The sequence below is a fragment of the Streptomyces sp. NPDC026062 genome, from assembly GCF_055568375.1.
This window is the reverse complement of the sequence record NZ_JBVHOQ010000030.1, coordinates 31311-58133: the sequence shown is the minus strand read 5'-3', so window position 1 is coordinate 58133 and position 26823 is coordinate 31311. Positions and strand designations below refer to the sequence as shown.

25 protein-coding genes and 1 riboswitch are annotated in these 26823 nt (G+C 69.6%); of the genes, 11 read left to right on the top strand and 14 right to left on the bottom strand.

From position 1 onward, the window contains the following. Window positions 1-45 precede the first annotated feature (45 nt). From ACZ4LX_RS25565 to ACZ4LX_RS25555, 3 genes are all read left to right on the top strand, one after another. Entirely contained in the window at window positions 46-1038 is a 993-nt protein-coding gene (locus ACZ4LX_RS25565) for a tetratricopeptide repeat protein (RefSeq protein ID WP_467649001.1), read from the top strand. A 106-nt stretch (window positions 1039-1144) separates the two neighbouring features. Further along, window positions 1145-1783 carry a peptide deformylase gene (gene def / locus ACZ4LX_RS25560; protein WP_467649003.1) on the top strand — a complete coding sequence of 213 codons (639 nt, stop codon included), beginning with the start codon at window positions 1145-1147 and terminating at the stop codon, window positions 1781-1783. Between the two features lie 169 nt (window positions 1784-1952). Continuing rightward, window positions 1953-2684: a D-Ala-D-Ala carboxypeptidase family metallohydrolase gene (locus tag ACZ4LX_RS25555; RefSeq protein WP_467649006.1), complete on the top strand. Its 732-nt coding sequence runs from the start codon at window positions 1953-1955 to the stop codon at window positions 2682-2684. A 44-nt stretch (window positions 2685-2728) separates the two neighbouring features. On the opposite strand, the gene ACZ4LX_RS25550 is transcribed toward ACZ4LX_RS25555, so the two are convergent. Further along, window positions 2729-4633 (bottom strand): family 20 glycosylhydrolase, encoded by a 1905-nt coding sequence (locus ACZ4LX_RS25550; RefSeq protein WP_467649009.1) that lies wholly within the window; start codon window positions 4631-4633, stop codon window positions 2729-2731. A 104-nt stretch (window positions 4634-4737) separates the two neighbouring features. After that, a complete protein-coding gene (locus ACZ4LX_RS25545; protein ID WP_467649012.1) occupies window positions 4738-5712 on the bottom strand; it encodes a GlxA family transcriptional regulator in 975 nt (324 codons plus the stop codon). Between the two features lie 81 nt (window positions 5713-5793). On the opposite strand from ACZ4LX_RS25545, the gene ACZ4LX_RS25540 reads away from it, so the two are divergent. Continuing rightward, window positions 5794-6006, top strand: a complete 213-nt coding sequence (locus ACZ4LX_RS25540) for a hypothetical protein (RefSeq protein WP_467649016.1) — start codon at window positions 5794-5796, stop codon at window positions 6004-6006. A gap of 23 nt (window positions 6007-6029) precedes the next feature. On the opposite strand, the gene ACZ4LX_RS25535 is transcribed toward ACZ4LX_RS25540, so the two are convergent. From ACZ4LX_RS25535 to ACZ4LX_RS25510, 6 genes are all read right to left on the bottom strand, one after another. Next, entirely contained in the window at window positions 6030-7046 is a 1017-nt protein-coding gene (locus ACZ4LX_RS25535) for a ribonucleotide-diphosphate reductase subunit beta (protein ID WP_467649019.1), read from the bottom strand. Continuing rightward, window positions 7046-9424 (bottom strand): ribonucleoside-diphosphate reductase subunit alpha, encoded by a 2379-nt coding sequence (locus tag ACZ4LX_RS25530; protein WP_467649022.1) that lies wholly within the window; start codon window positions 9422-9424, stop codon window positions 7046-7048. The genes ACZ4LX_RS25535 and ACZ4LX_RS25530 overlap by 1 nt, the downstream gene beginning before the upstream one ends. A 153-nt stretch (window positions 9425-9577) precedes the next feature. Continuing rightward, a riboswitch (adenosylcobalamin-variant (AdoCbl-variant) riboswitch) is annotated at window positions 9578-9675 on the bottom strand. Between the two features lie 67 nt (window positions 9676-9742). Further along, window positions 9743-10255, bottom strand: a complete 513-nt coding sequence (locus tag ACZ4LX_RS25525; RefSeq protein WP_467649026.1) for a GNAT family N-acetyltransferase — start codon at window positions 10253-10255, stop codon at window positions 9743-9745. A gap of 152 nt (window positions 10256-10407) precedes the next feature. Next, window positions 10408-12036, bottom strand: coding sequence for a monocarboxylate uptake permease MctP (mctP, locus tag ACZ4LX_RS25520; RefSeq protein WP_467649030.1), 1629 nt, complete (start codon window positions 12034-12036; stop codon window positions 10408-10410). Continuing rightward, window positions 12033-12287: a DUF3311 domain-containing protein gene (locus ACZ4LX_RS25515; protein WP_467649033.1), complete on the bottom strand. Its 255-nt coding sequence runs from the start codon at window positions 12285-12287 to the stop codon at window positions 12033-12035. Before ACZ4LX_RS25515 ends, mctP begins: the two co-directional genes overlap by 4 nt. Window positions 12288-12531: 244 nt before the next feature. Continuing rightward, window positions 12532-13296, bottom strand: a complete 765-nt coding sequence (locus ACZ4LX_RS25510) for a GntR family transcriptional regulator (protein WP_467649155.1) — start codon at window positions 13294-13296, stop codon at window positions 12532-12534. A gap of 280 nt (window positions 13297-13576) precedes the next feature. On the opposite strand from ACZ4LX_RS25510, the gene ACZ4LX_RS25505 reads away from it, so the two are divergent. From ACZ4LX_RS25505 to ACZ4LX_RS25490, 4 genes are all read left to right on the top strand, one after another. Further along, window positions 13577-14857 carry an extracellular solute-binding protein gene (locus ACZ4LX_RS25505; protein ID WP_467649036.1) on the top strand — a complete coding sequence of 427 codons (1281 nt, stop codon included), beginning with the start codon at window positions 13577-13579 and terminating at the stop codon, window positions 14855-14857. A gap of 96 nt (window positions 14858-14953) precedes the next feature. After that, window positions 14954-15946: a carbohydrate ABC transporter permease gene (locus tag ACZ4LX_RS25500; RefSeq protein WP_467649039.1), complete on the top strand. Its 993-nt coding sequence runs from the start codon at window positions 14954-14956 to the stop codon at window positions 15944-15946. Beyond that, window positions 15943-16773: a carbohydrate ABC transporter permease gene (locus ACZ4LX_RS25495; RefSeq protein ID WP_467649042.1), complete on the top strand. Its 831-nt coding sequence runs from the start codon at window positions 15943-15945 to the stop codon at window positions 16771-16773. Before ACZ4LX_RS25500 ends, ACZ4LX_RS25495 begins: the two co-directional genes overlap by 4 nt. 8 nt (window positions 16774-16781) lie before the next feature. Beyond that, window positions 16782-18317 (top strand): glycoside hydrolase family 3 protein, encoded by a 1536-nt coding sequence (locus ACZ4LX_RS25490; RefSeq protein WP_467649045.1) that lies wholly within the window; start codon window positions 16782-16784, stop codon window positions 18315-18317. Between the two features lie 218 nt (window positions 18318-18535). Here ACZ4LX_RS25490 and nagB read toward each other — a convergent pair whose 3' ends face one another. Then, on the bottom strand, window positions 18536-19321 hold the full coding sequence (nagB, locus tag ACZ4LX_RS25485; protein WP_467649048.1) for a glucosamine-6-phosphate deaminase: 786 nt from the start codon (window positions 19319-19321) through the stop codon (window positions 18536-18538). Window positions 19322-19540: 219 nt separating this feature from the next. Between nagB and ACZ4LX_RS25480 the strand changes: the two genes are divergently transcribed. Together ACZ4LX_RS25480 and ACZ4LX_RS25475 are read left to right on the top strand one after the other, a co-directional pair. Beyond that, window positions 19541-20611, top strand: a complete 1071-nt coding sequence (locus ACZ4LX_RS25480; protein ID WP_467649051.1) for an SIS domain-containing protein — start codon at window positions 19541-19543, stop codon at window positions 20609-20611. A gap of 364 nt (window positions 20612-20975) precedes the next feature. Beyond that, on the top strand, window positions 20976-22442 hold the full coding sequence (locus tag ACZ4LX_RS25475; RefSeq protein ID WP_467649158.1) for a sensor histidine kinase: 1467 nt from the start codon (window positions 20976-20978) through the stop codon (window positions 22440-22442). Window positions 22443-22597: 155 nt separating this feature from the next. Here ACZ4LX_RS25475 and ACZ4LX_RS25470 read toward each other — a convergent pair whose 3' ends face one another. Together ACZ4LX_RS25470 and ACZ4LX_RS25465 are read right to left on the bottom strand one after the other, a co-directional pair. Further along, window positions 22598-22855, bottom strand: a complete 258-nt coding sequence (locus tag ACZ4LX_RS25470) for a WhiB family transcriptional regulator (protein WP_003953983.1) — start codon at window positions 22853-22855, stop codon at window positions 22598-22600. Between the two features lie 318 nt (window positions 22856-23173). Beyond that, entirely contained in the window at window positions 23174-24142 is a 969-nt protein-coding gene (locus tag ACZ4LX_RS25465; RefSeq protein WP_467649055.1) for a diacylglycerol/lipid kinase family protein, read from the bottom strand. Between the two features lie 241 nt (window positions 24143-24383). Between ACZ4LX_RS25465 and ACZ4LX_RS25460 the strand changes: the two genes are divergently transcribed. Further along, window positions 24384-24791, top strand: coding sequence for a hypothetical protein (locus tag ACZ4LX_RS25460; protein ID WP_467649160.1), 408 nt, complete (start codon window positions 24384-24386; stop codon window positions 24789-24791). Between the two features lie 151 nt (window positions 24792-24942). Here the strand turns inward: ACZ4LX_RS25460 and ACZ4LX_RS25455 are convergent, their stop codons facing one another. The 3 genes from ACZ4LX_RS25455 to ACZ4LX_RS25445 all read right to left on the bottom strand — a co-directional run bounded on the left by ACZ4LX_RS25455 (window position 24943) and on the right by ACZ4LX_RS25445 (window position 26798). Beyond that, a complete protein-coding gene (locus tag ACZ4LX_RS25455) occupies window positions 24943-25896 on the bottom strand; it encodes an RNA polymerase sigma factor SigF (RefSeq protein WP_467649058.1) in 954 nt (317 codons plus the stop codon). Continuing rightward, the gene (locus tag ACZ4LX_RS25450; RefSeq protein ID WP_275537014.1) at window positions 25893-26306 is read right to left on the bottom strand and encodes an ATP-binding protein; all 414 of its coding nucleotides are present in this window, start codon (window positions 26304-26306) and stop codon (window positions 25893-25895) included. The genes ACZ4LX_RS25455 and ACZ4LX_RS25450 overlap by 4 nt, the downstream gene beginning before the upstream one ends. Window positions 26307-26537: 231 nt before the next feature. Continuing rightward, window positions 26538-26798 carry a UBP-type zinc finger domain-containing protein gene (locus tag ACZ4LX_RS25445; RefSeq protein WP_467649062.1) on the bottom strand — a complete coding sequence of 87 codons (261 nt, stop codon included), beginning with the start codon at window positions 26796-26798 and terminating at the stop codon, window positions 26538-26540. Between the last annotated feature and the right edge of the window lie 25 nt (window positions 26799-26823).

The window sequence follows — 26823 nt, the reverse complement described above, 5'->3', positions numbered from 1 at the left end:
AAGAGAGTGGAAAACGAGGGTGTCCAGTCGGGACAGGCGGGAATCGTGAGGATCTTCGGGAAGGTACGGCATCGGCCATCCGCCTCTTGGCGGCAGGCCACGGACCGCGCGTTCACGCTGATCGGCGACGGCCGGTACGAGGACGCGGGGGCGCTGCTGACGCGTGCGGCGGATCTGGAGCCCTGGCTCTCCGAGTCGTGGTTCAACCTGGCGCTGCTGCACAAGTTCCGGCACGACTGGGAACAGGCGAGAGCCGCGGGCCTGCGGGCCGTCGCGCTGCTCGACAAGGAGTCCGGCGCCCCGGACTGGTGGAACGTGGGGATCGCCGCCACGGCCCTCCAGGACTGGCCGCTGGCCCGCCGGGCCTGGCAGGCGTACGGCCTGAAGGTGCCCGGCGGCGGGCAGCAGACACCGGCTTCGGGCAGTGAGCCGGTCGGCATGGAGCTGGGCAGCGCGGCCGTGCGGCTGTCGCCCGAGGGCGAGGCCGAGGTCGTCTGGGGCCGCAGGCTGGATCCGGCACGGATCGAGGTGCTGTCGATCCCGCTGCCGTCCTCCGGGCGGCGCTGGGGCGAGGTCGTGCTGCACGACGGGGTGCCGCACGGCGAGAGGGTCACCGCGGCCGGGCCCTCGTACCCCGTGTTCGACGAGATCGAACTGTGGGCCCCGTCCCCCGTACCCACCTGGGTGGTGCTCCTGGAAGCGGCCACCGAGGCGGACCGGGACGCGCTGGAGCAGCTGGCGTCCGACGCCGGATTCGCCGCCGAGGACTGGTCGTCGTCCGTCCGGCTGCTGTGCCGGGCCTGTTCGGAGAGCCGGATGGAGAGCGACGAGGGCGACGGCGAGCACCTGGACCCGCACGACCACAGCGAGCCTGGCCATCCCGGCCCGCTGGGCCACCGCACCGCCGGTGAGCTGTGGGTGCCCGAGCGCGAATGCGGTCTCGCGGCCCCCGCGGGGCTGGTGCGCGGGCTGCTCGACGGCTGGGTGGCCGACAGTCCGGACAGCCGGGAGTGGCGGGATCTCGAAGAAGTCTGCTGACCGCTGCCCGTAGGCTGTACGCGCACCGATTCCGGTGCTCGGGTGCCCGGGTTCTCGCGAGCCGCGGATCCCGGGTTTCAGGTTGTGAGGAAGGCGTACGGCGGACATGGCCCAGCAGGAGACGGACGAGCAGATCAGCGTCGACGAGGAAGGCTTCCTGGTCGACACCGAGGACTGTGAGGCGCGTGAGGCGGCACACCGCGAGCGCGGCACCTCCCGCCCGATCACGGTCGTGGGCAACCCGGTCCTGCACAAGGAGTGCCAGGACGTCACCGCGTTCGACGACGAGCTGGCCCAGCTGATCGACGACATGTTCGCCAGCCAGCGGACGGCCGAGGGCGTGGGCCTGGCCGCCAACCAGATCGGGGTCGACCTCAAGGTCTTCGTCTACGACTGCCCGGACGACGACGGGGTCCGGCACACGGGCGCCATCTGCAACCCGGTGCTCGAAGAACTGCCGCCCGAGGCGCGCGTCCTGGACGACTCCAACGAGGGCTGCCTCTCGGTTCCGACGGCGTACGCCTCGCTGGCCCGCCCGGACTACGCCGTGGTGCGCGGCCAGGACGCCAAGGGCAATCCGGTCAGGGTGCGGGGCGACGGTTACTTCGCCCGCTGCCTCCAGCACGAGACGGACCACCTGTACGGCTACCTGTACATCGACCGGCTCTCCAAGCGCGACCGCAAGGACGCGCTGCGGCAGATGGCGGAGAACACCCCGCGCTACGAGGTCGTTCCGAACGACTGACCCGGCCGAACGCCTCTGCTGCGAGGAGCCCTGTCCCGGTGCGCCGGGGCGGGGCTCCCGGTATGTCCCCGCGCTGTCAACTGCCGTTCTTTTCCACATAGTTGACGCGCGTCGACTCGTCCGACAGGCTGTCGCTCCACACCTTCACCGTGGTAGGGAGCCCCCCCCCATGCTCAGACGTTCCGCACGACTCCTGCTCGGGCTTGTCATGACCATGGCTTTCGCCTTGGGCGGGGCGGTCGTGACGGCCGGCACCGCACAGGCCGACGGCTGCTACACCTGGACGCGCACCATGTCCCCGGGCGCCACCGGCAACGATGTCGCCCAGCTCCAGATCCGGGTGGCCGGGTACCCCGGGTACAACTCGGTACTCGCCATCGACGGTTCCTACGGGCCCGCCACCACCGCGGCCGTCAAGCGCTTCCAGGCCGCCTACGGACTGGCCGCCGACGGCATCGCCGGCCCCGCCACCCAGGCCAAGATCTACGCGCTCCAGGACAACGACTGCACGCCCATCCACTTCACGTACGCCGAGCTCAACCGCTGCAACAGCACCTGGACGGGTGGTGCCGTTGCGGCGGGCACCGCGAAAGCCAACGCGCTGAGCACCATGTGGAAGCTGGAGGCGCTGCGCCACGCGCTCGGTGACCGCCCCATCACGGTCAACAGCGGATTCCGCTCCGCGTCCTGCAACAGCGCGGTCGGCGGTGCCTCCAACAGCCGTCATATGTACGGTGACGCGGCCGACCTCGGCGGGATCGCGTTCTGCACCCTGGCCCAGCAGGCCCGTAACCACGGGTTCAACGGGATCCTCGGTCCGGGCTACCCGGGCCACAACGACCACATCCACGTGAACCAGGGCCCCAGCCACTACTGGTCGGCGCCCAACTGCGGCATCTGACACGACTGTGGGGCCCGCCGCACCGGCGGGCCCCACAGCAGCGGTCAGGCGGACTTCGCCGTCAGGCGCGTCCCGCCCGTCGTCTGCACCGCGGCGCCGTCGGCGGGCCGCTCCGTCAGCCGGAGCTGCGAGACGGCGTTGCGCAGGACCAGCGCACCGTTACCGGCGTCCAGCTGCCAGCGCTGGGTGCGCGCGCCCGCCGCACAGGTCCCGAGCGACAGCTCCGCCCCCACCTCCAGCGGAGCGCCCAGGTACTTCTTCCCGCGCACCGCGTCCAGGCACAGACCGCTCTGCGCGGACCGGACCGTGTAGTACCCGTCGGAGGTCGCCGTCAGCGTCCAGGCCGCCTCCGGGTCCCGGACGAGCGAGACCCCGGCGTCCGCGCCGGGCGCCAGCGCCCTCGCGCCCGCCGTCAGCCGGTACGTACCGTCCGCCAGCGGGGTGCGGTCGGTGTTCTCCCACCCGGGGGCGTGCCCGATCCGCCGGGCGAGCGCCTCGAAACCGGCGTACGTCCCACTGGGCTTCGGACCGCCCCAGGTGGCCTGCGCGAGGAAGCGCAGCGGCATGAACACCTTCGCCTCGACCTCGTTCTCGGTCTCGGCCGCCGCGCTGTCCGGCCACAGGCTGATCTTCGCGCCGGTCAGGTTCGCCGCCGGGGCGGACAGCGTCTGGCCCTCGAAGCGCAGCGGCGTCCAGTCGCTCTCGTACAGCTCCCGGGTCTTCATCGTGTAGCCGCCGCGCACCAGGTAGAGCGCGTACGCCGAGTTCATCACCGGCCGGCCCTCGGCCAGCAGCGCGGACGGCTGCTGGATGGCGCCGCCGCCCAGCCAGTGCTCGACGGCGATGTCACGGTCGAGCGGGACGACACCGTTGCGGCCGACGAGTCCGTCGTTCCAGATCCGCAGCGACCGCCCGCCGGCCTTCACATGCGCGTTGACCTGGTTGATGAAGTCGACGAAGAGGTCGTCGGGGGTGGCCGAGGCACCGAACGCGGCGGTCGCGGCACTCTGGAGCTGCGGATAGTCCGGGTAGGAGGAGCCGATCATGTACTCGTCGGCGCCCATGTGCCAGGTGCGGGTGTCCCACACCTCCAGGGCCTCGTCCACCATCGAGGTGTAGTACGCCAGCGCCTCGGGCCGCGAGATGTCCAGCCGGGGCGGGGACGCGACCCCGTCCCTGTCCTTGAGCTGGAGCTCCGGGTGATTCTCCAGGTACGTGTCCATGTGGCCGGGGGAGTTGATCTCCGGCACCAGGTCGATGTGGTACTTCTTCGCCATCGCGACCAGCGCGCGGACCTGCGGCTTCGTGTAGTAGCCCCAGAACGCCGACTCCGGGTCGGTGTCGCTTCGGACCTTCGCCTCGATCCAGAGCTGGTTGAGCTTCTGGGAGGCCATGTCCTTCATCAGCCGCTCGAACCAGGGCAGCGAGACGTTGATGTAGCACGCGCACACCCCGACCCCGCGCTCGCGGTACGCGGGCACGTCGGTCGCCGAACCGCGCGCGGCCCGGCCGTCGTCGTTGAGCAGCTGGAGCACCGTGCGCGAGCCGTAGAACACACCGGTCGACGTCGCGGCGGTGACCGTGACCCGGTCGCCGACGTCCAGGCGGTAGCCCTCCGCGCCCAGCGAGCCCTTCAGCGACGGGTCCTGGCGCAGCACGATGTCACCGGAGCGGGCCCTGCCCCGCGACACCGGGGCCTTCCCGGCCAGCTCGCCCGCGAACCGTGCCGCGTCGGCCGCTGTGCGCTGCTCCCGCACCCCGTCCAGCACGATCCTGGCCCGGTCGGTGAGCGTGAACTCCCCCTCGCCGGGCTGCCACTGACGCAGGGAGGGCAGCACCTCGGGCGGCGGGGCCGCGGCGGCTCCGTCCCGCGCCGCGGCGCTCTGCAGGGGGAGCAGGGTGGCGGCGAGCGCCGCCACCACGGCCCCGATGGTCCTTCGTCCAGTCATCCGGATGTCCATGCGCCCGACCCTGGCGTGCGCTCCTCGGCCCGGTCCATGGACAGGAGAGGACAGAGCTTGGACGAATCATCCGACGTCGGATCCTCGGACGGTCAGGCGACTTCGCCCAGTTCGGCCGGGCCCCGGAAGGTCCGCCGGTACGCGTTCGGCGTGGTGCCCAGCGAACGTACGAACTGGTGGCGGAGCGCGGCGGCGTTCCCGAAGCCGGTCCGGCCGGCGATCGTGTCCATCGTTTCGTCGGATGTCTCCAGCAGATTCTGCGCCAGCAGGACCCGCTGGCGCAGCAGCCAGCGGTAGGGCGTGGTGCCCGTCTCCTGCTGGAAGCGGCGGGCGAAGGTGCGCGGGGACATGTGCGCCTGGGCGGCCAGCTGCTCGACGGTCGTCTCCTGGTCGAGGTGGCGCTCCATCCACGCGAGCGTGTCACCGACCGTGTCGCAGCGGTTGCGGGGCAGCGGGCGCTGGATGTACTGCGCCTGCCCGCCGTCGCGGTGCGGCGGCACCACCATGCGGCGGGCGATGGTGTTGGCCGCGGCGATCCCGTACTCCTGGCGTACCAGGTGCAGACAGGCGTCGATCCCTGCGGCCGTGCCCGCCGACGTGATGACCGCGCCGTCGTCCACGTACAGCACGTCCGGCTCGACGATCGCCTGCGGGAAGCGGCGGGCCAGCTCGGTGGCGTGGCGCCAGTGCGTGGTGCAGCGCCGGCCGTCCAGGAGGCCGGCCGCGCCCAGGACGTACGCCCCCGAGCAGACGCTCAGCACCCTGGCCCCCCGGTCCACGGCCCTGCGCAACGCGTCCAGGACCTCCTCGGGATACTCCCGGTCCATGAAGTGGCTGCCCGCCGGGACGGCGATGAGGTCGGCCTCCTCCAGGCGGTCGAGGCCGTGGGGGGTGCTGAGGGTGAACCCGGCGTGGGTCCGCAGGACCGGACCTTCGGCGGAGACCACGGCGAAATCGTGCACCGGCAGGCCCTCGTCGCTGCGGTCGAGTCCGAAAACCTCGCACAGGACGCCGAGTTCGAAGGGATGGACCTCGTCGAGCAGCAGGGCGGCGACATTTTTCAGCATGCCTCCAGTATGGCAGTAATTCGATGCTCTATGACAGTCCTGCCACTGCCGGGGCCGGCCGGAACCGACGACAGTAGAGGCATGAACACATTCCTGAACGGCCTGGGCATATCCGTTGTTATCGCACTCGTGCTGCTGCCGGCGCTGCTCGGCATCGCACGCGAACGCCGCATCGACCGCGAGCTCCGGGAAGCGGAATACGCCCGGAGCGCCGAACCCCCGCAAGCGGCGGACGCCGCGCAGCCCGCGAGGGCCGCACGGCGTCCGTACGTCAGAAGCTGGGCGAGGGTCTGAGGACGCCGCCCGGGGGAGTCTCCTCAGAAGTCGTCGTCGAAGCCGACGGTGCCCTCGACGGCCACCTGGTAGGCGGACGGGCGGCGCTCGAAGAAGTTCGTGAGTTCCTGGACACCCTGGAGCTCCATGAACGAGAACGGGTTCTCCGATCCGTACACCGCGGGGAAGCCCAGCCGGGTGAGCCGCTGGTCGGCGACGCACTCCAGGTACTGGCGCATCGACTCGGTGTTCATACCGGGCAGGCCCTCGCCGCACAGGTCGCGGCCGAACTGCAGCTCCGCCTCGACGGCCTCCTTCAGCATGTCGGTGACCTGCTGCTGGAGGGCGTCGTCGAAGAGCTCCGGTTCCTCCTTGCGGACGGTGTCCACGACCTCGAACGCGAAGTTCATGTGCATCGTCTCGTCACGGAACACCCAGTTGGTGCCCGTGGCGAGGCCGTGCAGCAGACCGCGCGAGCGGAACCAGTAGACGTACGCGAACGCGCCGTAGAAGAACAGCCCCTCGATGCACGCCGCGAAGCAGATCAGGTTCAGCAGGAAGCGGCGGCGGTCGGCCTTCGTCTCCAGCCGGTCGATCTTCTCGACCGAGTCCATCCACTTGAAGCAGAACTGCGCCTTCTCGCGGATCGACGGGATCTCCTCGACCGCGTCGAACGCGGCCGCCCGGTCGTCCGGGTCGGGCAGATAGGTGTCGAGCAGCGTCAGATAGAACTGGACGTGCACGGCCTCCTCGAAGAGCTGCCGCGACAGGTACAGCCGCGCCTCGGGGGAGTTGATGTGCTTGTACAGCGTCAGCACGAGGTTGTTGGAGACGATCGAGTCGCCCGTCGCGAAGAACGCGACCAGCCGGCCGATCATGTGCTGCTCGCCCGGCGAGAGCTTGGCGAGGTCGGCGACGTCGGAGTGGAGATCGACCTCCTCCACCGTCCAGGTGTTCTTGATCGCGTCCCGGTAGCGCTCGTAGAAGTCCGGGTAGCGCATCGGCCGCAGGGTCAGTTCGAAGCCCGGGTCCAGCAGGTTCTTCTCAGGGGTGGAGCTCATTACTGGCATGCCTCGCAGGACTCGGGGTTTTCGAGGGAACAGGCGATCGCGTCCGCGTCGGGCGCGGGTGCCTGCTCCGGGATCGGGGCGGCGGACGCCGCACGGGCGATCCGGGTCGCCGGGCGGGAACGCAGGTAGTACGTCGTCTTGAGTCCCTGCTTCCAGGCGTACGCGTACATCGAGGAGAGCTTGCCGATGGTCGGCGTCTCCAGGAACAGGTTCAGCGACTGGCTCTGGTCGAGGAACGGCGTACGGGCCGCCGCCATGTCGATCAGGCCGCGCTGCGGGATCTCCCACGCCGTGCGGTACAGCGCCCGCACCTCCTCGGGGATCCAGGCGAAGCCCTGCACGGAGCCGCTGGCCTCGCGCAGCGCCTCCCGGGTGCGCGCGTCCCACACGCCGAGCTTCTTCAGCTCGTCCACCAGATACGCGTTGACCTGGAGGAACTCACCGCTGAGCGTCTCGCGCTTGAAGAGGTTGGAGACCTGCGGCTCGATGCACTCGTACACACCGGCGATCGAGGCGATCGTCGCCGTCGGCGCGATGGCCAGGAGCAGCGAGTTGCGCATCCCGGTCGTCGCGACCCGGGCCCGCAGCGCGTCCCAGCGCTCCGGCCAGTTCAGCTCGGTGTCGTAGTGGTCGGGGTGCAGCACGCCTCGGGCGGCACGCGTCTCGGACCACGCCGGCAGCGGGCCCGAGCGCTCCGCGAGGTCGCAGGACGCCTCGTACGCCGCGAGCATGATGCGCTCGGAGATCTTCGTGGACAGGGCGCGGGCCTCGGGGGAGTCGAACGGCAGCCGCAGCTGGAAGAAGACGTCCTGGAGACCCATGGCGCCCAGCCCCACCGGACGCCAGCGGGCGTTGGACCGGCCGGCCTGCTCGGTCGGGTAGAAGTTGATGTCGACGACCCGGTCGAGGAACGTCACGGCGGTACGGACGGTGGCGTCGAGGCGCTCCCAGTCCATCGTGCCGCCCCCGACGAACGCGCCGAGGTTGACCGAGCCGAGGTTGCAGACGGCCGTCTCGCCGTCGTCCGTGACTTCCAGGATCTCGGTGCACAGGTTCGAGGAGTGCACGACGCGGCCCGGCTCGGCGGTCTGGTTCGCGGTCCGGTTGGAGGCGTCCTTGAACGTCATCCAGCCCTGGCCGGTCTGGGCCAGCGTCCGCATCATCCGGCCGTACAGCTCACGGGCCGGCAGGGTCTTGCGGGCCAGGCCCCTGGCCTCGGCCGCACGGTAGACGGCGTCGAACTCGTCGCCCCACAGGTCGACCAGTTCGGGCACGTCGGCCGGGGAGAACAGCGACCAGGTGCCGTCCGCGTCGACGCGGCGCATGAACTCGTCCGGGATCCAGTGCGCCAGGTTGAGGTTGTGCGTACGCCGCTGGTCCTCGCCCGTGTTGTCGCGCAGCTCCAGGAACTCCTCGATGTCCGCGTGCCACGTCTCCAGGTAGACGGCGGCCGCGCCCTTGCGCCGGCCGCCCTGGTTGACCGCCGCGACGGAGGCGTCGAGCGTCTTCAGGAACGGCACGATGCCGTTGGAGTGCCCGTTGGTCCCCCGGATCAGCGAACCGCGCGCACGGACACGGGAGTACGAGAGACCGATGCCGCCCGCGTGCTTGGAGAGGCGCGCCACCTGGTGGTAGCGGTCGTAGATCGAGTCCAGTTCGTCCAGCGGCGAGTCCAGCAGGTAGCAGGAGGACATCTGCGGGTGACGGGTGCCGGAGTTGAAGAGGGTGGGGGAGGAGGGCAGGTAGTCCAGCCGGCTCATCAGCCCGTACAGCGCGGCGACCTCGTCCAGGGCGCGCGCGGAGGTGTCCTCGGCCAGTCCGGAGGCGACGCGGAGCATGAAGTGCTGCGGCGTCTCGATGACCTGGCGGGTGATCGGGTGGCGCAGCAGGTAGCGGCTGTGCAGGGTGCGCAGGCCGAAGTAGCCGAAGCGGTCGTCGGCGCCGTCGGTGAGCGACCGCTCCACCAGGGCGTCCAGCGCGGCGGCGTGGAGGGTCACGAACTCGGCGGTGCGGTCCGCGATCAGGCCCTCGCGGTGTCCGACGGCGACCGACGCGGAGAACGATGTCGCGCCCTGCCCGGCCGCCTCGTCCGCGATGGTGCGGGTGAGGAGACGGGCGGCGAGCCGGGAGTAGGCGGGGTCCTCGGAGATCAGACCCGCTGCGGCCTCGGTGGCCAGCGAGCGCAGCTCCGCCTCGTCCGACCGGGCGTTGCGGCCGCGCAGCGCGGCGGCGGCGACGCGCCCGGGGTCGGTGTCGGGCAGATCGGCGGTGAGGTCGGTCAGGGTCCGCAGCAGTACGGTTCCCGGTCCGTCGCTCGCGGTTCCCGTTGATGCGGCCGCTGAAACCGGATCGGCTGGCGCGATGGTCACGGTGGTGCTCTCCCTCGCTCGGCTCGGGGCCTTCGGGGAGCGGGGCAGCCGGGCGGGGCGGGGCCCGGGGCAGGGCGGCACTCCGTGCGGCGTCCACCGGCCCATCCACGAGGCCCGGACGTCTGGGCATCCGGATCGGTCGAGCCGGATGCGCTGTCGGCAGGAGCTCGGACTCCGGGTGCGCAAAAGCGCACCGAACACACCGTTGCGGGACAGTTCCGGATTCGCACCGGATTTCCCTGCGGCGACAGCGAGCATGAGCATACATGTGGGGGCTGCCGGATGAGGCAGCCCCCACATGTTGTGTCGTGCTTGCTCTCACACCGGAGGATGCAGCTCCAGGCGGTACGTCAGCAGCTTCAGGCCGGCGATCGGGTTCCAGTCCTTCTCGGGGGTCCGTACGAAGCCGAGGCGCCCGTAGATCCTATGGGCGCCGAGCATCGCCGGCTGCGTCGAGAGAACGATCCCCGTGACGCCCCTGGTGCTCCGCGCGCGGTCGATACAGGCCCGTACGAGCGCCTCGCCCGCCCCGGCGCTACGGGCCTCGCGGGAGACCGCCAGCATCCGGAACTCGGCCTCGTCCGCCGAGGCGATGTCGGCCCACGGGTTGCCGGGCGGGGCGTAGGTGACCCCGCCCAGGACGCGGCCCCGCGCGTCGGCGGCCACCAGCACCTCGGCCTCGGCGGCCCGGCGGGGTACGTCGCGCAGTCGCACGAGGTACGGGTCGTCGGCGCCGTAGTCCAGGAGCCCGTCGCCGAGGTAGGCCTCGGCGGTGATCTCTCCGAGGAGCGCGTGCTCGGCGGGCTCGACCGGCCGGATCGTCATGTCCATGGGCGGCAGTCTCCCGCATCCACGGGCCGGGGCCGCAAGGGGTTTTCGGCGGCACGCGCGAAGAGGCCGCCGCATCCCCCGGGGAGGGCGCGCGAAGGGCCGCCGTACCCCTCCGGCAGGGGAGTACGGCGGCCCGTTCGCGTACGCGGCGGTCAGTGGCCGCCGGGTGCACCGGCGGTGGCCGGCGGGAGCTCCGTCTTCACACCCGGGTCGCCCGCGTCCGCCGTGTAGTCGCCCGGAGCGGTCTCGTCTGCCCCGGCAGGCGCTTTCATGGCGTTCAGGACGAAGGTGAGGACGACGGTCACCACGAGGTTCAGCACGAAGGCCGTCAGACCGATGTAGCCGATCTCCCCGAGGCCCGGGATCTCCTTGGAGGAACCGCCGAAGTGCTCCTGGGTCGGGCTGGCGACTCCGTACGCGGCGGCCGTTCCGTAGACCATGCCGACGGCCCAGCCCCCGAGCAGTGCCCAGCGGTGGAACCACCGGGTGAACAGCCCGCCGACCAGGGCGGGCATGGTCTGGAGGATCCAGATTCCGCCGAGCAGCTGGAAGTTGATCGCGACCGTCTTGTCCATGGTGAGGACGAAGGCGAGCGCGCCGACCTTCACCAGCAGCGACACCAGCTTGGAGATCTTGGTCTCCTGCTCGGGTGTCGCGTCGGGCTTCAGGAAGTCCTTGTAGATGTTCCGGGTGAACAGGTTCGCCGCCGCGATCGACATGATCGCGGCGGGCACCAGCGCGCCGATGCCGATGGCGGCGAACGCCACGCCCGCGAACCAGTCGGGGAACATGTTCTCGAACAGCTGCGGGATCGCCAGCTGGCCGTTGTCCACCTTGATGCCGGCGGCGATCGCCATGAAGCCGAGCAGCGCGAGCAGCCCCAGCATCAGCGAGTACAGCGGCAGGATCGTCGTGTTGCGGCGGATCACGTCACGGCTGCGGCTGGAGAGCGTCGCCGTGATCGAGTGCGGATACATGAAGAGCGCCAGCGCCGAACCCAGGGCCAGGGTGGCGTAACCCCACTGACCGGCCGCCGCGGGTGCGAGCGCACCGGTCGGTTTGCCTCCCGGCGGACCGGCGAACTTCTCCTGTGCGGCGGCGAAGATGTCGTCGAAGCCGCCGAGCTTGATTGGGATGTAGATGATCGCCACGGCGATGACCAGATAGATCAGACCGTCCTTGACGAAGGCGATCAGCGCGGGCGCGCGCAGCCCGGAGGAGTACGTGTACGCCGCGAGCACCGCGAACGCGATCAGCAGCGGCAGGTCCTTGATGAACCAGTGGGTGTTCTCGCCGCCGCCGACGCCCATCACGTCCAGCACCGCCTGGATGCCGACGAGTTGCAGCGCGATGTACGGCATCGTGGCGAGGATGCCGGTGACGGCGACCGCGAGCGAGAGCCCCTTGGAGCCGAAGCGGCCGCGTACGAAGTCCGAGGTGGTGACGTAGCCGTGCTTGTGCGACACCGACCACAGCCGCGGCAGGAAGGTGAAGATCAGCGGATACACCAGGATGGTGTAGGGCACCGCGAAGAAGCCGGCCGCGCCCGCCGCGTAGATCGCCGCGGGAACGGCGACGAAGGTGTACGCGGTGTAGAGGTCGCCGCCGAGCAGGAACCAGGTGACCCAGGTGCCGAACGACCGTCCGCCCAGCCCCCATTCGTCGAGGCTGGCCTCGTTCTCGGCCTTGCGCCACCGGGCGGCCATGAAGCCGATGACCGTGACGGCCAGGAAGAAGAAGATGAAGACGCCGAGCGCGACGCCGTTCACGCCGTCCTTCATGCTGACGCACCCCCCTTGCGGGCGCGCTGGTCACGCTGCCACAGCTTGTACGCGATCATCGTGAGCGCCGTGGAGATCAGTACCCAGAGCATCTGGTACCAGTAGAAGAACGGGATGCCGATGAAGGCCGGGTCGACCTTGGCGTACGAACTCACCCACAGCATCGCCACGAACGGCGCGATGAGACAGAGGGCGATGACCACCCGCGTCGGTGTGACGGTGGGTGGCTTTCCTTCTGGTTCTTCCGGCATGGCGGCGACTCCGTCCCCTCGCTGATCACCTCTTGCGATGCGCAGGAAATCTAGGCGAGGGTTCCGCCCACCGTCACCCCCCGTCCGCATTGCGGTCTGGCAACGGTGTTGCGTTATCGGACAGTTGGTCGCAATGGCGTCAAACATCGGGACGTTGGTCCGGACCAGCGGGGGAAGGGCGGCGAACAGCCCCCGCGGGAAGGGTTCCACGGGGGCTGCGAGGCCGAGAGGTGATGCGGGCGGTTCAGTCCAGCGGTCGCTTCAGGCGGGCCACGAACTTGTAGCGGTCGCCCCGGTAGACCGAGCGCACCCACTCGACCGGCTCGCCCTGTCCGTCCAGTGAGTGCCGGGACAGCATGAGCATCGGCAGGCCCACGTCCGTACCGAGCAGACCGGCCTCGCGGGGGGTGGCGAGGGAGGTCTCGATGGTCTCCTCGGCCTCGGCCAGCCGTACGTCGTACACCTCGGCCAGGGCCGTGTAGAGGGATGTGTACTTCACCAGCGAACGCCGCAGCGCGGGGAAGCGCTTGGCCGAGAGGTGGGTGGTCTCGATCGCCATCGGCTCACCGCTCGCCAGTCGCAGCCGCTCGATCCGCAGCACGCGGCCGCCGGTGCTGATGTCGAGGAGTCCGGCGAGCATGTCGTCGGCGGTGACATAGCCGATGTCCAGGAGCTGGGACGTCGGTTCCAGTCCCTGGGCGCGCATGTCCTCGGTGTACGAGGTGAGCTGAAGGGCCTGCGAGACCTTCGGCTTCGCGACGAAGGTGCCCTTCCCCTGGATGCGCTCCAGCCGGCCCTCGACCACCAGCTCCTGGAGTGCCTGGCGCACGGTGGTGCGCGAGGTGTCGAACTCGGCGGCCAGAGTCCGCTCCGGGGGTACAGGGGTGCCCGGCGGCATCGTGTCCGTCATGTCGAGGAGGTGTCGCTTCAGCCGGTAGTACTTCGGGACGCGGGCGGTACGCGTACCCGCGCCCGTCTCGTTCCCCGTACTGCCCCCGTCGGCACCCATGGCCCGCCTTCCCGACTGCTGCGTTGCTGCCGTCACCGGCTCCTCCGTCTGTCGCGGCTCACATGGTGGCACGGTCCGGTCACGGCTCGTCGACCTCTCTCAGGTGTCGGTCCTATAACGGACGCGAGTGCACTTCTTATACACCCTTGACACCCATAAAGGTCTAGGCCAAGCTCCCGGTACTGGTCTAAACCATTAAAGACCAGGTCCCAGCCCCAGTAGTACTCGTCGACGAATTTGGCGCGGTGGGCGGGGTTGCAGCATCCCTGAGGAGGGTGGCGTGAAGCGCAAGCTCATCGCGGCGATCGGCGTCGCGGGCATGGTGTTCGGCATGGCAGCGTGTGGTTCGGATGACGACGGCGACGGCAAGAAGGCCGGAGCCGAGGGTTATGCCGGCCAGACCCTGACTGTCTGGACGATGTCCGGCTCGAACCCCCCCGGTTGGACCAAGACGGTCACCGAGGAGTTCGAGAAGAAGACCAAGGCCAAGCTGAAGATCGAAGTCCAGGAATGGAACGGCATTCAGCAGAAGGTCACCACGGCCCTCTCCGAGTCCAACCCGCCCGACGTTCTGGAGATCGGCAACACCCAGACTCCGGCGTACGCGAAGACCGGCGGCCTCGCCGAGCTCGGTGACGTGAAGAAGGAGATCGGCAGCGCCTGGGCCGACGCGGTCAACGCGCCCTCCGTCTACGAGGGCAAGCAGTACGCGCTGCCCTGGTACTTCGGCAACCGCGTCGTGATGTACAACAAGAAGGTCTTCAAGGACGCCGGTATCACCGAGACGCCGAAGACCCGCGCCGACCTCTTCAAGGCCTTCGACGCCATCAAGGCCAAGGGCGACGCCGAGCCGATCTACCTGCCCGGCCAGAACTGGTACTTCTTCGACGGTCTGCTCGTCGGTCAGGGCGTCGAGCCGGTCAAGAAGGAAGGCGACAAGTACGTCTCCAACCTGTCCGACCCGAAGGTCGGCGCGGCGATGGACGTGTACAAGCAGTACCAGGCCTACTCCAAGGCCCCCAAGGACAAGGACGAGGCCACCCCGCAGCAGGCCGAGGTCTTCGCCAAGGGCAAGACCGGCGCCATCATCGCGATGGGCTACGAGGCCGGCACCGCGATCAAGGCCAACCCGAAGCTCAAGGACGACATCGGCTTCTTCACCATCCCCGGTGAGACCGCCGACAAGCCCGAGGGCGTCTTCCTGGGCGGTTCCAACTTCGCCGTTGCCGCAGGCAGCAAGAAGCAGGACCTCGCCAAGGAGTTCCTGAAGATCGCGCTCAGCGAGGCGAACGACGGTGCTCTCGTCAAGGAGGCCGGCTGGACCCCGAAGTCCGAGGCCGGGCAGAAGTACGCCGTCGGCCAGCCCGCCGCCGAGGCCGCAGGCCCCGCCGCCGCCAAGTCCGGTGGCACGACGCCGCTGATCCCGGAGTGGGCGCCGGTGGAGAACCCGCCGAACCCGATCAAGACCTACATGACGCTGGTTCTGCAGGGTAAGTCGTCGGCCGACGCCGCCAAGCAGGTCGAGGGCGAGCTCAACAAGCGCCTCTCCCAGCAGCAGTAGTAGATGTAGCGCGATACGTGCCGGGGCAGCGGGTCCACCCGCCGCCCCGGCCGTACGCACCGTTCCGGTAGGGCTCTGTTGGAAGTGATGGCGAGCATGGCAGTGCACACCAATCCGTCGGACGTGGCGAAGTCGGCCACAGCCAGCGGACAGGGCGGGAAACCACCCGCCGCTCGGGGCGGGGGACGCAAGCAGAAGCCGGGTCTGGGGATCGCCCCCTACCTGCTCCTGGTACCCGCACTCGCCGTGACGGCGGTTCTCCTCGGCTATCCCCTGGTGAAGAACGGCATGCTGTCGTTCCAGAACCTCAACATGGGACAGCTGATCCAGCACGTCACCGAATGGAACGGGTTCAAGAACTACGAGGAGATCCTCGGCGGTGAGGACTTCTGGCGCGTCACCGTCCGGACGATCGTCTTCACCGGTGTCAACGTCGCACTGATCATGCTGCTCGGCACGCTGATCGGGCTGCTGCTCGCCCGTCTCGGCAAGAAGATGCGGCTGACCCTGATGCTGGGCCTCGTGCTCGCCTGGGCCATGCCCGTCATCGCGGCGTCCACGGTCTACCAGTGGCTCTTCGCCTCACGCTTCGGCGTCGTGAACTACGTGCTCGACAAGGTCGGCTTCCACTCCATGGCCGACTACAACTGGACGGGTTCACAGCTCTCGACCTTCTTCGTGGTCACGCTGCTCATCGTGTGGCAGTCGATCCCGTTCGTGGCGATCAACCTCTACGCCGCCACCACGACCATCCCCAAGGAACTGTACGAAGCCGCCTCGCTCGACGGAGCCGGCGTCTGGAAGAGCTTCACCTCGGTGACCTTCCCCTTCATGCGGCCCTTCCTCTACGCCACGACCTTCCTCGAAGTCATCTGGGTGTTCAAGGCGTTCCCGCAGATCTTCACCATCAATGAGGGCGGCCCCAACCGCCTCACGGAGACGTTGCCGATCTACGCCTTCGTCGAAGGGGTCGGCAACCAGCACTACGGTATGGGCGCCGCCATCTCGCTGCTCACCATCCTGATCATGCTGGGGCTGACTTCGTACTACCTCCGCATCGTTCTCAAGCAAGAGGAGGACGAGCTGTGAAGCGCTCCCTGCTCGGCCGCATCTGGCCCAACGCAACGGCGATCGTCCTCTTCGCCGCCCTGGTCTTCCCCGTCTACTGGATGTTCACCACGGCGTTCAAGCCGACCGGCGACATCATCACCGAGACACCGGTCTGGTTCCCGACCGACGTCACGTTCGAGCACTTCAAGACCGCGTACAACGCGCCGGACTTCCTCACTCTGGTCAGGAACTCGCTGACCGTCACGGTGTGCGCCGTCGTGTTCTCGCTGATCATCGCGCTCTTCGCGTCGTTCGCGCTCGCGCGGATGCGGTTCAAGGGCCGCAAGAGCATGATCCTGGTCTTCATGATCGCGCAGATGGCCCCGTGGGAGGTCATGGTCATCGCGATCTACATGCTGGTCCGCGACGCGGACATGCTCAACAGCCTGGTGCCGCTGACCCTCTTCTACATGGTCATGGTGCTGCCCTTCACCATCCTGACGCTGCGCGGCTATGTCGCCGCCGTGCCCAAGGAGCTGGAGGAGTCCGCCATGGTCGACGGGTGCAGCCGCCCGCAGGCGTTCGTCAAGGTGATCCTGCCGCTGCTCGCCCCCGGTCTGATGGCCACCTCGCTCTTCGGCTTCATCACGGCGTGGAACGAATTCCCGCTCGTCCTGATCCTCAACAAGGATCCCGAGGCCAAGACGCTGCCGCTGTGGCTCTCCCAGTTCCAGAGCCAGTTCGGCGACGACTGGGGTGCCACCATGGCGGCGGCCTCGATCTTCGCGGTCCCGATCCTGATCCTCTTCGTCTTCCTGCAGCGTAAGGCCGTCAGCGGTCTCACCGACGGCGCCGTGAAGGGATAACGCCTCCCATGACCATCCTCACCTCCACCACGGACACCGTCACCCGCGACGCCCTCGCCGTCCTGCAGCCGGGCTTCACCGGCACCACCGCGCCGGACTGGCTGCTGCGCCGGGTCGGCGAAGGCCTCTCCTCCGTCGGTCTCTTCGGCCGCAACATCGTCACGCCCGAGCAGCTTGCCGCGCTCACCGCGCAGCTCCGCGCCGAGCGGGACGACGTACTCGTCGCGATCGACGAGGAGGGCGGCGACGTCACCAGGCTGGAGGTGCGTCACGGCTCGTCCTTCCCCGGCAACCTGGCGCTCGGCCACGTCGACGACGTCGCACTGACCCGCGCCGTCGCCCGGGAGCTGGGCCGACGGCTCGCCGACTGCGGCGTCAACCTCAACTGGGCGCCCTCCGCGGACGTCAACTCCAACCCGGGCAACCCGGTCATCGGGGTCCGGTCCTTCGGCGCCGACCCGCACCTGGTCGCCCGCCACACCGCCGCCTACGTCGAGGGCCTCCAGGCCGCCGGGGTGGCCGCCTGCACCAAGCACTTCCCGGGGCACGGCGACACCGCGGTCGACTCGCACCACGCGCTGCCCCGCATCGATGTGGACCTGGAGACCCTGCACGCCCGTGAGCTGGTGCCCTTCCGGGCGGCCATCGCGGCGGGTTCCAAGTCGGTGATGAGCGCGCACATCCTGCTCGCGGCGCTCGACCCGCACCGCCCGGCGACGCTGAGCCCGCAGATCCTCACTGGTCTGCTGCGCGACGAACTGGGCTACGACGGCCTGATCGTCACGGACGGCATGGAGATGCAGGCCATCTCCGCGACGTACGGAATCGAGCGCGGCTCCGTCCTCGCCATCGCCGCGGGCGCCGACGCGATCTGCGTCGGCGGCGGTCTCGAGGACGAGGCCACCGTGCTGCGGCTGCGCGACGCGCTGGTCGCGGCGGTCCGTACCGGTGAACTGCCCGAGGAGCGGCTGGCGGACGCCGCCGCCCGGGTACGGGCCCTCGCGTCCTGGACGCAGCGGGCCAGGGGGGCTGTCACGGAGCCGGGCGCGGCAGTGCAGGAGGGGATCGCGCCCGGCACCGGAGACAGCACGGGCATCGGCTCGGACGTCGGTCTGACCGCCGCACGCCGTGCGGTGAAGGTGACCGGTACGGCCGGCCCCCTCACCGGGCCCGCCTACGTCGCCGCGCTCACCCCGGTCGCGAACATCGCGGTCGGCGACGAGACCCCGTGGGGCGTCGCCGCCGAACTGGCCCGGCTGGTGCCCGGAACCGGGACCGACACCTACAGCGGCGAGACCGAGGCGCCCGCGGCCGCCGTGCTGCGGGCCGCGGGGGAGCGGCGCATCGTCGCGGTCGTCCGCGACGCGCACCGCCACCCGTGGATGACCGAGGCCCTCGACGAGGTGCTCGCGGCGCGTCCGGACACGATCGTGGTCGAGATGGGCGTCCCCCAGGCCGAACCCAGGGGCGCCCTGCACATCGCCACCCACGGCGCGGCCAGGGTCTGCGGCCTGGCAGCGGCAGAGGTCATCGCCGGCCACTGACGCGCCCCTCCCGGGCCGGCCCGCTCCCGGCCCGGGAAAACCCGTCGGCCCGGGCCCGGTCGAGCCCGTCCGGGCCCATCCCCGGCCCGGTCGGGCCCGTCCGGCGATCGAGGACGGACACGTCCGGCGGGACGGCCCCGCACACATGAGGGGCCCCGCACACGCGGGAGGGCCGGGACACCACACGGTGTCCCGGCCCTCCCGCGTACGTACGGAGACTAAATGCCCTGCCACAGCGGCTTCGCCGCATACGTGGCGCGGAAGTAGTCCGCCAGCTTCAGCTTGGACGCGGCGGCCTCGTCGACCACGACCGTCGCGTGCGGGTGCAGTTGCAGCGCCGACGCGGGCACGATCGAGGCGATCGGGCCCTCGACCGTCTGCGCCACGGCGTCGGCCTTGCCCTCGCCCGTCGCGAGCAGGATCGGGTGGCGGGACTCCAGGATCGTGCCGATGCCCTGGGTGATGACGTGGTGCGGCACCTGCGCGATGTCGTCGTCGAAGAAGCGCGCGTTGTCGACCCGGGTCTGCTCGGTCAGCGTCTTGATCCGGGTGCGCGAGGCGAGCGAGGAGCACGGCTCGTTGAAGCCGATGTGCCCGTCCGTGCCGATGCCGAGCAGCTGGAGGTCCACGCCGCCGGCCTCGGCGAGCGCCTTGTCGTACGCCTCGCAGGCGGCCTGGACGTCCTCGGCGGAGCCGTCGGGGCCCATGAACGACGCCTCGGAGAGCCCGAGCGGTTCGACGACCTCGCGCAGCACCACGGAGCGGTACGACTCCGGGTGGCCCGCCGGCAGCCCCACGTACTCGTCGAGCTGGCAGATGCGGGCGCGCGAGGCGTCCACGGCGCCGGAGCGGACCTTGTCCGCCAGCGCCTGGTAGATGGGCAGCGGGGTCGAGCCGGTGGCAACGCCGAGAAGGGCGTCGGGCTTACGGCTGAGCAGGGCGCCGATGGCCCCTGCGATCAGTTCGCCGCCTGCCTTGGCGTCCGGGACGATGACAACTTCCACGCGGGGCCTGCCGATCTGAAGTGAAGATATGTGGTATAGACCAATCTAAGGTCAATCTAGCAGACGCCGCGCCCCCGGACACGGCCCACGGCTGCCCATCGGGGACACGTTTCCGGAAGCGCGGGTGCGGCGGGGCCGGGAGGCTGTCCGCTGGCGGGTCCCCGGTGCGCCGTGTTCGACTTGACCGACGCATCGTGACACCCCCGGGAGGCTCCAGACATGTCCGCCACGTACCCGGCCGGCGAGGGTGAGCAGCGGGGCCGGATCATGTCCGGCGAGATGGCCGAGCAGCCCGGAATGCTCCGCCGCATCCTCGACCGGGGGGCGCCCGCCGTCCGGGCGGTTGCCGCCGAGATCGCCGCCAGGAAGCCGCGCTTCGTCCTGCTCACGGCCCGGGGCACGTCGGACAACGCCGCGCTCTACGCGAAGTACCTGCTGGAGATCACGATGGGCCTGCCCTGCGGTCTGGCCTCGATGTCCACGACCACCGCGTACGGGGCGAAGCCGGACCTCAGGGACGTCCTGGTCATCACCGTGAGCCAGTCCGGCGGATCGCCCGACCTGGTGGCGTCGACCAGGGCGGCCAGGGAGGCCGGGGCCGTGACGCTGGCGGTGACCAACAGCCCGGACTCGCCGCTCGCCGCGGTCTCCGAGTACCACATCGACATCCTGGCGGGGCCGGAGAAGGCCCTGCCCGCCACCAAGACGTACACCGCCTCGCTGCTGTCGCTGTACCTCTTCGTGGAGGGCCTGCGTGGCGGCGACGGCGCGGCGGCGGCGATCCTGCCGGAGCTCGCCGAGGCGGTCCTGGCCCGCAGGGGCGAGGTCAGGGCCCTGGCGTCCCGCTACCGCTTCGCCGAGCGGATGGTCATCACCTCGCGCGGCTACGGCTATCCCACGGCCAAGGAAGCCGCCCTGAAGCTGATGGAGACGAGCTACATCCCCGCTCTGGCCTACTCGGGAGCCGATCTGCTGCACGGTCCGCTCGCCATGGTCGACAACATCTCCCCGGTGATCGCCGTGGTCACCGACGGCCGGGGCGGCGAGGCCCTCCAGCCGGTGCTGGACCGGCTGCGGGGGCGAGGGGCGGACCTCTTCGTGGTCGGCCCCAAGGCCCAGGTGGAAGCGGCCTCCGCGGGCTTCGTGCTGCCGACGGCCGGCGTCGCGGAGGAGGTGCAGCCGATCCTGGAGATCCTGCCGCTGCAGATGCTGGCGTACGAGGTGACCATCGCCCGGGGCCAGGACCCGGACGCGCCGCGCGCGCTCGCGAAGGTCACCGAAACCCACTGAGGGGCGTGTGGTCCGCCCCGGAAAAACCCGCGGGCCGCGGCGCCGGGCCGGGACCCTCAGCCCGACCAGCACCGCAGCCCGGAGCAGGACCGCCCGCTACGGGCGATCGTTCCGGCCGGCGGTGTGCGGTGCCCCCGGCCGGGGGAGAGACACCGGCGCAGTCAGGGCAGAGAGCGCGGGTATCTCGTTCCGCTCTCCTGTGCGGGGAGAGCGGAGGCTCTGTACTGAGCATTGTGGACTAGACCATTCACCGTGTCCATCCATGGCGCCCGGTGAATTCCAGCCCTTCTTCCTGCACGTGCGGGTGGGACGTCCGGTTCGAAACCTGCGCACATCCACAGGTACGCTCGCACCCGTGCCCTCCATGAACGACCTCGTCCGCCAGCACACCGCCCTGAGCGACACCGACCTCGAGTGGCTTCATCTGCTGGTCTCGGAGTGGCAACTGCTCTCCGACCTGTCCTTCGCCGACCTCGTCCTGTGGGTTCCCACGCGTGACGGTACCCGTTACGTGTCCGTGGCCCAGATGCGCCCCAACACCGGCCCCACCTCCTACCAGGACGACATGGTCGGCCACCTCGTCCCGCGCGGCCGCCGTCCGCTGCTGGACGCGGCGCTGGACGAGGGCCGGATCGTGCGCGAGGGCGACCCGGAGTGGCGCGAGGAGGTTCCCGTACGGGTCGAGTCGATCCCCGTACGCAGGGAGGGCCGCGTCCTGGGCGTCATCGCGCGCAACACCAACCTGCTCACGGTCCGCACGCCGTCCCGGCTGGAGCTCACCTACCTCCAGTCGGCCTCCGACCTGGCCCAGATGATCGCGGCCGGCGCCTTCCCGTTCCCCGGCCAGCAGGTCGACATGGACGCTTCGCCCCGGGTCGGCGACGGGCTGGTCCGTCTCGACGCCGACGGGGTCGTCCAGTACGCCAGCCCCAACGGCCTCTCCGCCTACCACCGCCTCGGCCTCGCCTCCGACCTGGTCGGACAGCACCTCGGCGGGATCACCGCCGAACTCGCGCCCTCCCGGGGCCCGGTGGACGAAGCACTCGTCAAACTCGCCAGCGGATACGCCCCCCGTGAGTTCGAGGTGGAGTGCGCGGGCGGGGTGATCCAGCTCCGGGCGATCCCGCTCAAGCCCAAGGGGGTCCGCATCGGCTCCCTGGTGCTGCTGCGTGATGTCACCGAACTGCGCCGCCGTGAGCGCGAGTTGATCACCAAGGACGCCACCATCCGGGAGATCCACCACCGGGTGAAGAACAACCTCCAGACGGTTGCCGCCCTGTTGCGCCTGCAAGCGCGCCGGATGGATTCCCCGCAGGGCCGCGAGGCGCTCAACGAGGCGGTGCGGCGCGTCGGTTCGATCGCCATCGTCCATGAGACGCTGTCCCAGAATCTGGACGAGCGGGTGGAGTTCGACGAGATCGCCGACCGTGTCATCGCCATGGTCGCCGAGATCTCGCCGGGCAAGGTCACCTGTCGGCGCACGGGACGCTTCGGCATTCTCGACGCCGAAGTGGCCACACCGCTGGCGATGGTCCTCACCGAGGTGCTGCAGAACGCCCTGGAGCACGCGTTCGGCGTGGCCGAGACGGGCACGGTCGAGGTGTCCGCGGTGCGTGGCGGTTCGCCCACCGAGGGCCGGCTGCTGATCACCGTGCAGGACGACGGCTGCGGTCTGCCCGAGGGGTTCGATCCCCAGCGTGCCGGAAATCTGGGACTCCAGATCGTACGGACGCTGGTCGCGGGCGAGCTGGGCGGCTCGTTCGGCATGGTGCCGGCACCCGAGCGGGGTACTCAGGTCGTCCTCGACATCCCGGTCCGCGCCGACAAGTAGGACCTGCGTACAGCAGAGAGCCCGGACCGTTGGTGAACGGTCCGGGCTCTCTGGTCAAGCATGCGCTTCGGGGGTACTGCGCGCTGCGACTCGGGGGGCGGGGTGATGCGTACGCTCTGTACGCGCCGCCTGGCTGAGGTTCGCGGTGGCGTCGGTCAGGCGCTTGCGTTACGCGCCCGGTTGCGAGCGGCGCGGCGCTTCATTGCGCGGCGCTCGTCCTCGCTGAGGCCACCCCAGACGCCGGAGTCCTGGCCGGACTCGAGCGCCCACTGCAGGCACTGCTCCATGACGGGGCAGCGACGGCAGACGGCCTTGGCTTCCTCGATCTGCAGCAGCGCAGGACCGGTGTTGCCGATGGGGAAGAACAGCTCCGGGTCTTCCTCACGACAAACGGCGTTGTGACGCCAGTCCATGGCTGCTACCTCTCCTTGGTATACGTACTGTGGCTTGTGAATGTGAACGCTTTCACGAATCCCCCCGCAGATGTCGGGCCTACGCCCAGATGAACTGGTTGTGGTCCTGTGCAGTGAGGAGGGGTTCTGGCTCTCAGTGGAGGCCGTTGTTGCGGGCCGTCCCGATCGCCATGTAGAGATTCGCAAACCTCGGCGACGGATACAACCCCTTCTGGAAAGTTTTTTTTGATTCCTCGGTGTCGGCTAGGTCACAGCCGTACTTCTAGAGGGTGGAAGCCAGTCCAAACGTTCGAGTTAAAGGACTTTGGTCCCTTCCACTCACACAATCACACGCAGTGCACGGCGTACGCCTGTGAACGTCACACTCGTACGCAGCCCCAGGTGGTCACCGTCCATCTGGAAGGGCAGTGGAGCCTTTGAATGCAAGGTGAAGTCCGTGAGGTCATGCAGTGAAACGGCGTGCTTGCCGCGAGGGCCCTTCTCGGGGCTGGAAGTGAGCAGCTGGGTGGCGTACCGGGTGACGGCCGCGGTGGACAGTCGCTGCAGGCCGAGGACGTCCAGGCCGGTGTCGAACGATGCCTTCGGGGAGGCGTACATCGGCCGGTTTCCCAGGTAGGTCCAGGGGGCCGTGTTGCAGATTATGGAGAGCGCGAGGTCGGTGACCGGGTCCTGGCCGGGTACGTCGAGCGTGATCAGCCCCTGTCGCCGGTGCGGCTCCTCCAGGAACTGGCGCATCACCTGGCGTACGTACAGCGCATGGGTCGAACGCTTGCCGCGCTCGCGCTGCTGTTCGACGCGGCCGATCACTCCGGCATCGAATCCGAGGCCGGCGCAGAAGGTGAACCAGCGCTCCGGCACCGATTCGTCCTCCGTGCCGGGGGTGCCGGCCGCCAGGCCCAGCCCCACGGTGCGCTCGGTGCGGTTGGCCAGCGCGTCCAGGATGGCGCCGGTCGCCTCCACCGCGTCGTTCGGCAGGCCGAGGGCGCGCGCGAAGACATTGGTGGAGCCGCCGGGAACCACCGCGAGCTTCGGCAGGTTGTCGATGTCGGGGCCGTTGTGGAGCAGGCCGTTCACGACCTCGTTGACCGTGCCGTCACCACCGAGCGCGACCACGAGATCGATGTCGTCGCTGTCGGCGGCCCGCCGGCCCAGATCACGGGCGTGTCCGCGGTACTCGGTGGACACGGCCTCCAGCTTCATCTCGCTGGCCAGTGCATGAATCAGCACGTCACGGGTCCGCGCACTGGTGGTGGTGGCAGCTGGATTGACCACAAGAAGTGCGCGCATGACCGCCAGACTACCTACCGCGAGGTATCGGCCTGAAGTCCTGCCCGGTCACCTTCACGCTGGGTGATGGGACCGGTGCGGTGCGATGGGCTGCGCGCCGGCCGGGGCGGTCCTGCGGTGTTCCGACCCCGGCTTCCCTTTCGTGCGCCGGGGATGCCAACCTGCAAGGGTGAGTACTCAGCAGAACGCGCCCTCGTCGACGCCCCTGGCCGAACCGCCGAAGCCGGCCAGGATCACGCTCGTGGCCGGACTCAGCGCCCTCGAAGGCGCGGCCCTGGTCATCGGTGGTGTCTACATGCTGGTCATGGGACTGCTCGGCCGCCCCGACAGTCCCACCCAGGCCGAAATGGGCGGCCTGACGGTGATCGCGCTGGGGCTGATCCCGCTCTTCGCCGCCCGCGGGCTGCTTCGGCGGCGCAGCTGGAGCCGCGGGCCCGCGCTCATCACGCAGATCATCGCGCTCCCGGTGGCCTGGACTCTGCTGCGGTCCCACGGGGTGCTGATCCCCGCCGGGATCGTGCTCGCCGCGGTGTCGCTGACCGCGCTCTACCAGCTGGCGCGGCCGGCGACCATCGAGGCGCTCGGCATCCGCCGGCCGGGCGCGAAGCCCGACGCGGAGACCGGCGACACGGGGAGTGCCGACGCCTGAGAGGCCGACGGGGCAGCCGACAGCCGTCGCCCGGCCAGGGGCGAAGGCGGTCCGCCGGTCCGGTGAGGGGTGCGGTCCGTCCGGCCGGTCACGGGGAAGGGGACCGTCCGGACGGTCCGGATGAACGCGGTCCGGCCGTCCGCGGCCTCGCCTACTCCTCGACGAGCAGCCGCTCGCGCAGCTGCGCCAGCGTGCGGGCCAGCAGCCGCGAGACGTGCATCTGCGAGATGCCGACCTCCTGCGCGATCTGCGACTGGGTCATGTTGCCGAAGAACCGGAGCAGCAGGATCCGTTTCTCCCTGGGGGGCAGGTCCTCCAGCAGCGGTTTGAGCGACTCCCGGTACTCGACGCCCTCAAGTGCCTCGTCCTCGGAGCCGAGCGTGTCCGCGACCGCGGGGGACTCGTCGTCCGTGTCCGGCACGTCCAGCGAGAGCGTGCTGTACGCGTTGGCCGATTCCAGGCCCTCCAGGACCTCTTCCTCGGAGATGCCGAGCCGCTCCGCCAGTTCGTGCACCGTGGGTGAGCGGCCGTGCTGCTGGGAGAGCTCCGCGGTCGCCGTGGTCAGCGACAGCCGCAGCTCCTGGAGCCGGCGCGGCACACGCACCGCCCAGCCCTTGTCGCGGAAGTGCCGCTTGATCTCGCCGACGACGGTGGGTGTCGCGTACGTCGAGAACTCGACGCCGCGCTCCGGGTCGAAGCGGTCCACCGACTTGATCAGACCGATCGTGGCGACCTGGGTCAGATCGTCCAGCGGCTCGCCGCGGTTGCGGAAGCGCCGGGCCAGATGCTCCACGAGCGGCAGGTGCATGCGCACCAGCCGGTTGCGCAGCTCCGCCTTCTCGGGCGAGCCGTCCGGGAGCTTGCCCAGCTCGATGAACAACGCCCGCGCCCCGCTGCGGTCGTGTGGATCGTGGTGCCTGTGCTCGCTCATCTGGCCTGCCCGCTCCGCCTGCGACTGCTCCACCGCGACCGTAATGCCGGCAGGCCCGCCCGCCCCGTCCACCGGATGAGGCAGGGCCTGCTGTTCCGGGATGCCTGCTGAGCGCACCACCTCTGGTCGGATCGTCTCGTCCCGCACAGGACCGTCCCCGTTCCCGTTGCTCACGCCGGCCCGGGTCCCGCGCCGCGCTGTTTGTACAGGCTGATGCTGACCGTACGGTCAGCGGCGACCGAGGAGTCGACCTTTCCGGCCAGTGCGGAGAGCACCGTCCAGGCGAACGTGTCGCGCTCCGGCGCCCGGCCGTCCGTCGTGGGGGCCGAAACCGTCACCTCGAGAGAATCGTCGACGAGCCGGAACACGCAGCTGAGGACGGAGCCGGGCACGGCCTGCTGGAGCAGGATCGCGCAGGCCTCGTCGACCGCGATGCGAAGATCCTCGATCTCGTCGAGAGTGAAGTCCAAACGCGCTGCGAGGCCGGCCGTGGCCGTACGCAGCACCGACAGGTAGGCACCCGCAGCGGGCAGCCGGACCTCTACGAAGTCCTGATTCCCGGGCTCGCCTGCGATCTGGGACACCCTCACCTCCAAGGTGGCACAAACTCTTCGAGGATCCGGGAAGGGGCACCCGGAGCCATGTGGTACGTCTTCGGTTCTTGGTCCGGCGACGCTATCGCGATCCATGATGCCGTGTCGCCGGGACCCCAACCCATGACTGTCACTCATGGTAAACCCATGAGTACACACAGTGGCTAGAGGTCTGTGGCTGTCAATTACGAACAACAGGCGCCGGTTTGACGTACCCAGACGTCAGACGATCGAACCGTCCTCGAAGCACCAGCGCCAGCTCTCGCCGGCCTCGAAGCTCCGCATCACCGGATGGCCGGTCTCCTCGAAGTGCCCCGTGGCGTGCCGCATGGGCGACGAATCGCAGCAGCCGACATGGCCGCAGGTCAGGCAGAGTCGCAGTTGCACGGGGTTGGTGCCCGCCGCCAGACATTCGGTACAGGTCCCGGAGAGGGCTGCGGGTTCGGGGCGCGGCAGGTCCGGTACATGCGGGCACTCGCTCATGATGGCCAGGTTACGACGGATGCGA

Excerpts from the sequence above, each read along its gene's own strand:
- ACZ4LX_RS25535 (WP_467649019.1), bottom strand. The coding sequence starts at position 7,046 with ATGAGCTCCACCCCTGAGAAGAACCTGCTGGACCCGGGCTTCGAACTG.
- ACZ4LX_RS25515 (WP_467649033.1), bottom strand. The coding sequence starts at position 12,287 with ATGCCGGAAGAACCAGAAGGAAAGCCACCCACCGTCACACCGACGCGG.
- ACZ4LX_RS25550 (WP_467649009.1), bottom strand. The coding sequence starts at position 4,633 with ATGACTGGACGAAGGACCATCGGGGCCGTGGTGGCGGCGCTCGCCGCC.
- def (WP_467649003.1), top strand. The coding sequence starts at position 1,145 with ATGGCCCAGCAGGAGACGGACGAGCAGATCAGCGTCGACGAGGAAGGC.
- ACZ4LX_RS25445 (WP_467649062.1), bottom strand. The coding sequence starts at position 26,798 with ATGAGCGAGTGCCCGCATGTACCGGACCTGCCGCGCCCCGAACCCGCA.
- ACZ4LX_RS25470 (WP_003953983.1), bottom strand. The coding sequence starts at position 22,855 with ATGGACTGGCGTCACAACGCCGTTTGTCGTGAGGAAGACCCGGAGCTG.
- ACZ4LX_RS25475 (WP_467649158.1), top strand. The coding sequence starts at position 20,976 with ATGAACGACCTCGTCCGCCAGCACACCGCCCTGAGCGACACCGACCTC.
- ACZ4LX_RS25555 (WP_467649006.1), top strand. The coding sequence starts at position 1,953 with ATGCTCAGACGTTCCGCACGACTCCTGCTCGGGCTTGTCATGACCATG.
- mctP (WP_467649030.1), bottom strand. The coding sequence starts at position 12,036 with ATGAAGGACGGCGTGAACGGCGTCGCGCTCGGCGTCTTCATCTTCTTC.
- ACZ4LX_RS25465 (WP_467649055.1), bottom strand. The coding sequence starts at position 24,142 with ATGCGCGCACTTCTTGTGGTCAATCCAGCTGCCACCACCACCAGTGCG.
- ACZ4LX_RS25510 (WP_467649155.1), bottom strand. The coding sequence starts at position 13,296 with ATGGGTGCCGACGGGGGCAGTACGGGGAACGAGACGGGCGCGGGTACG.
- ACZ4LX_RS25525 (WP_467649026.1), bottom strand. The coding sequence starts at position 10,255 with ATGGACATGACGATCCGGCCGGTCGAGCCCGCCGAGCACGCGCTCCTC.
- ACZ4LX_RS25500 (WP_467649039.1), top strand. The coding sequence starts at position 14,954 with ATGGCAGTGCACACCAATCCGTCGGACGTGGCGAAGTCGGCCACAGCC.
- ACZ4LX_RS25480 (WP_467649051.1), top strand. The coding sequence starts at position 19,541 with ATGTCCGCCACGTACCCGGCCGGCGAGGGTGAGCAGCGGGGCCGGATC.
- ACZ4LX_RS25490 (WP_467649045.1), top strand. The coding sequence starts at position 16,782 with ATGACCATCCTCACCTCCACCACGGACACCGTCACCCGCGACGCCCTC.
- ACZ4LX_RS25545 (WP_467649012.1), bottom strand. The coding sequence starts at position 5,712 with ATGCTGAAAAATGTCGCCGCCCTGCTGCTCGACGAGGTCCATCCCTTC.
- ACZ4LX_RS25540 (WP_467649016.1), top strand. The coding sequence starts at position 5,794 with ATGAACACATTCCTGAACGGCCTGGGCATATCCGTTGTTATCGCACTC.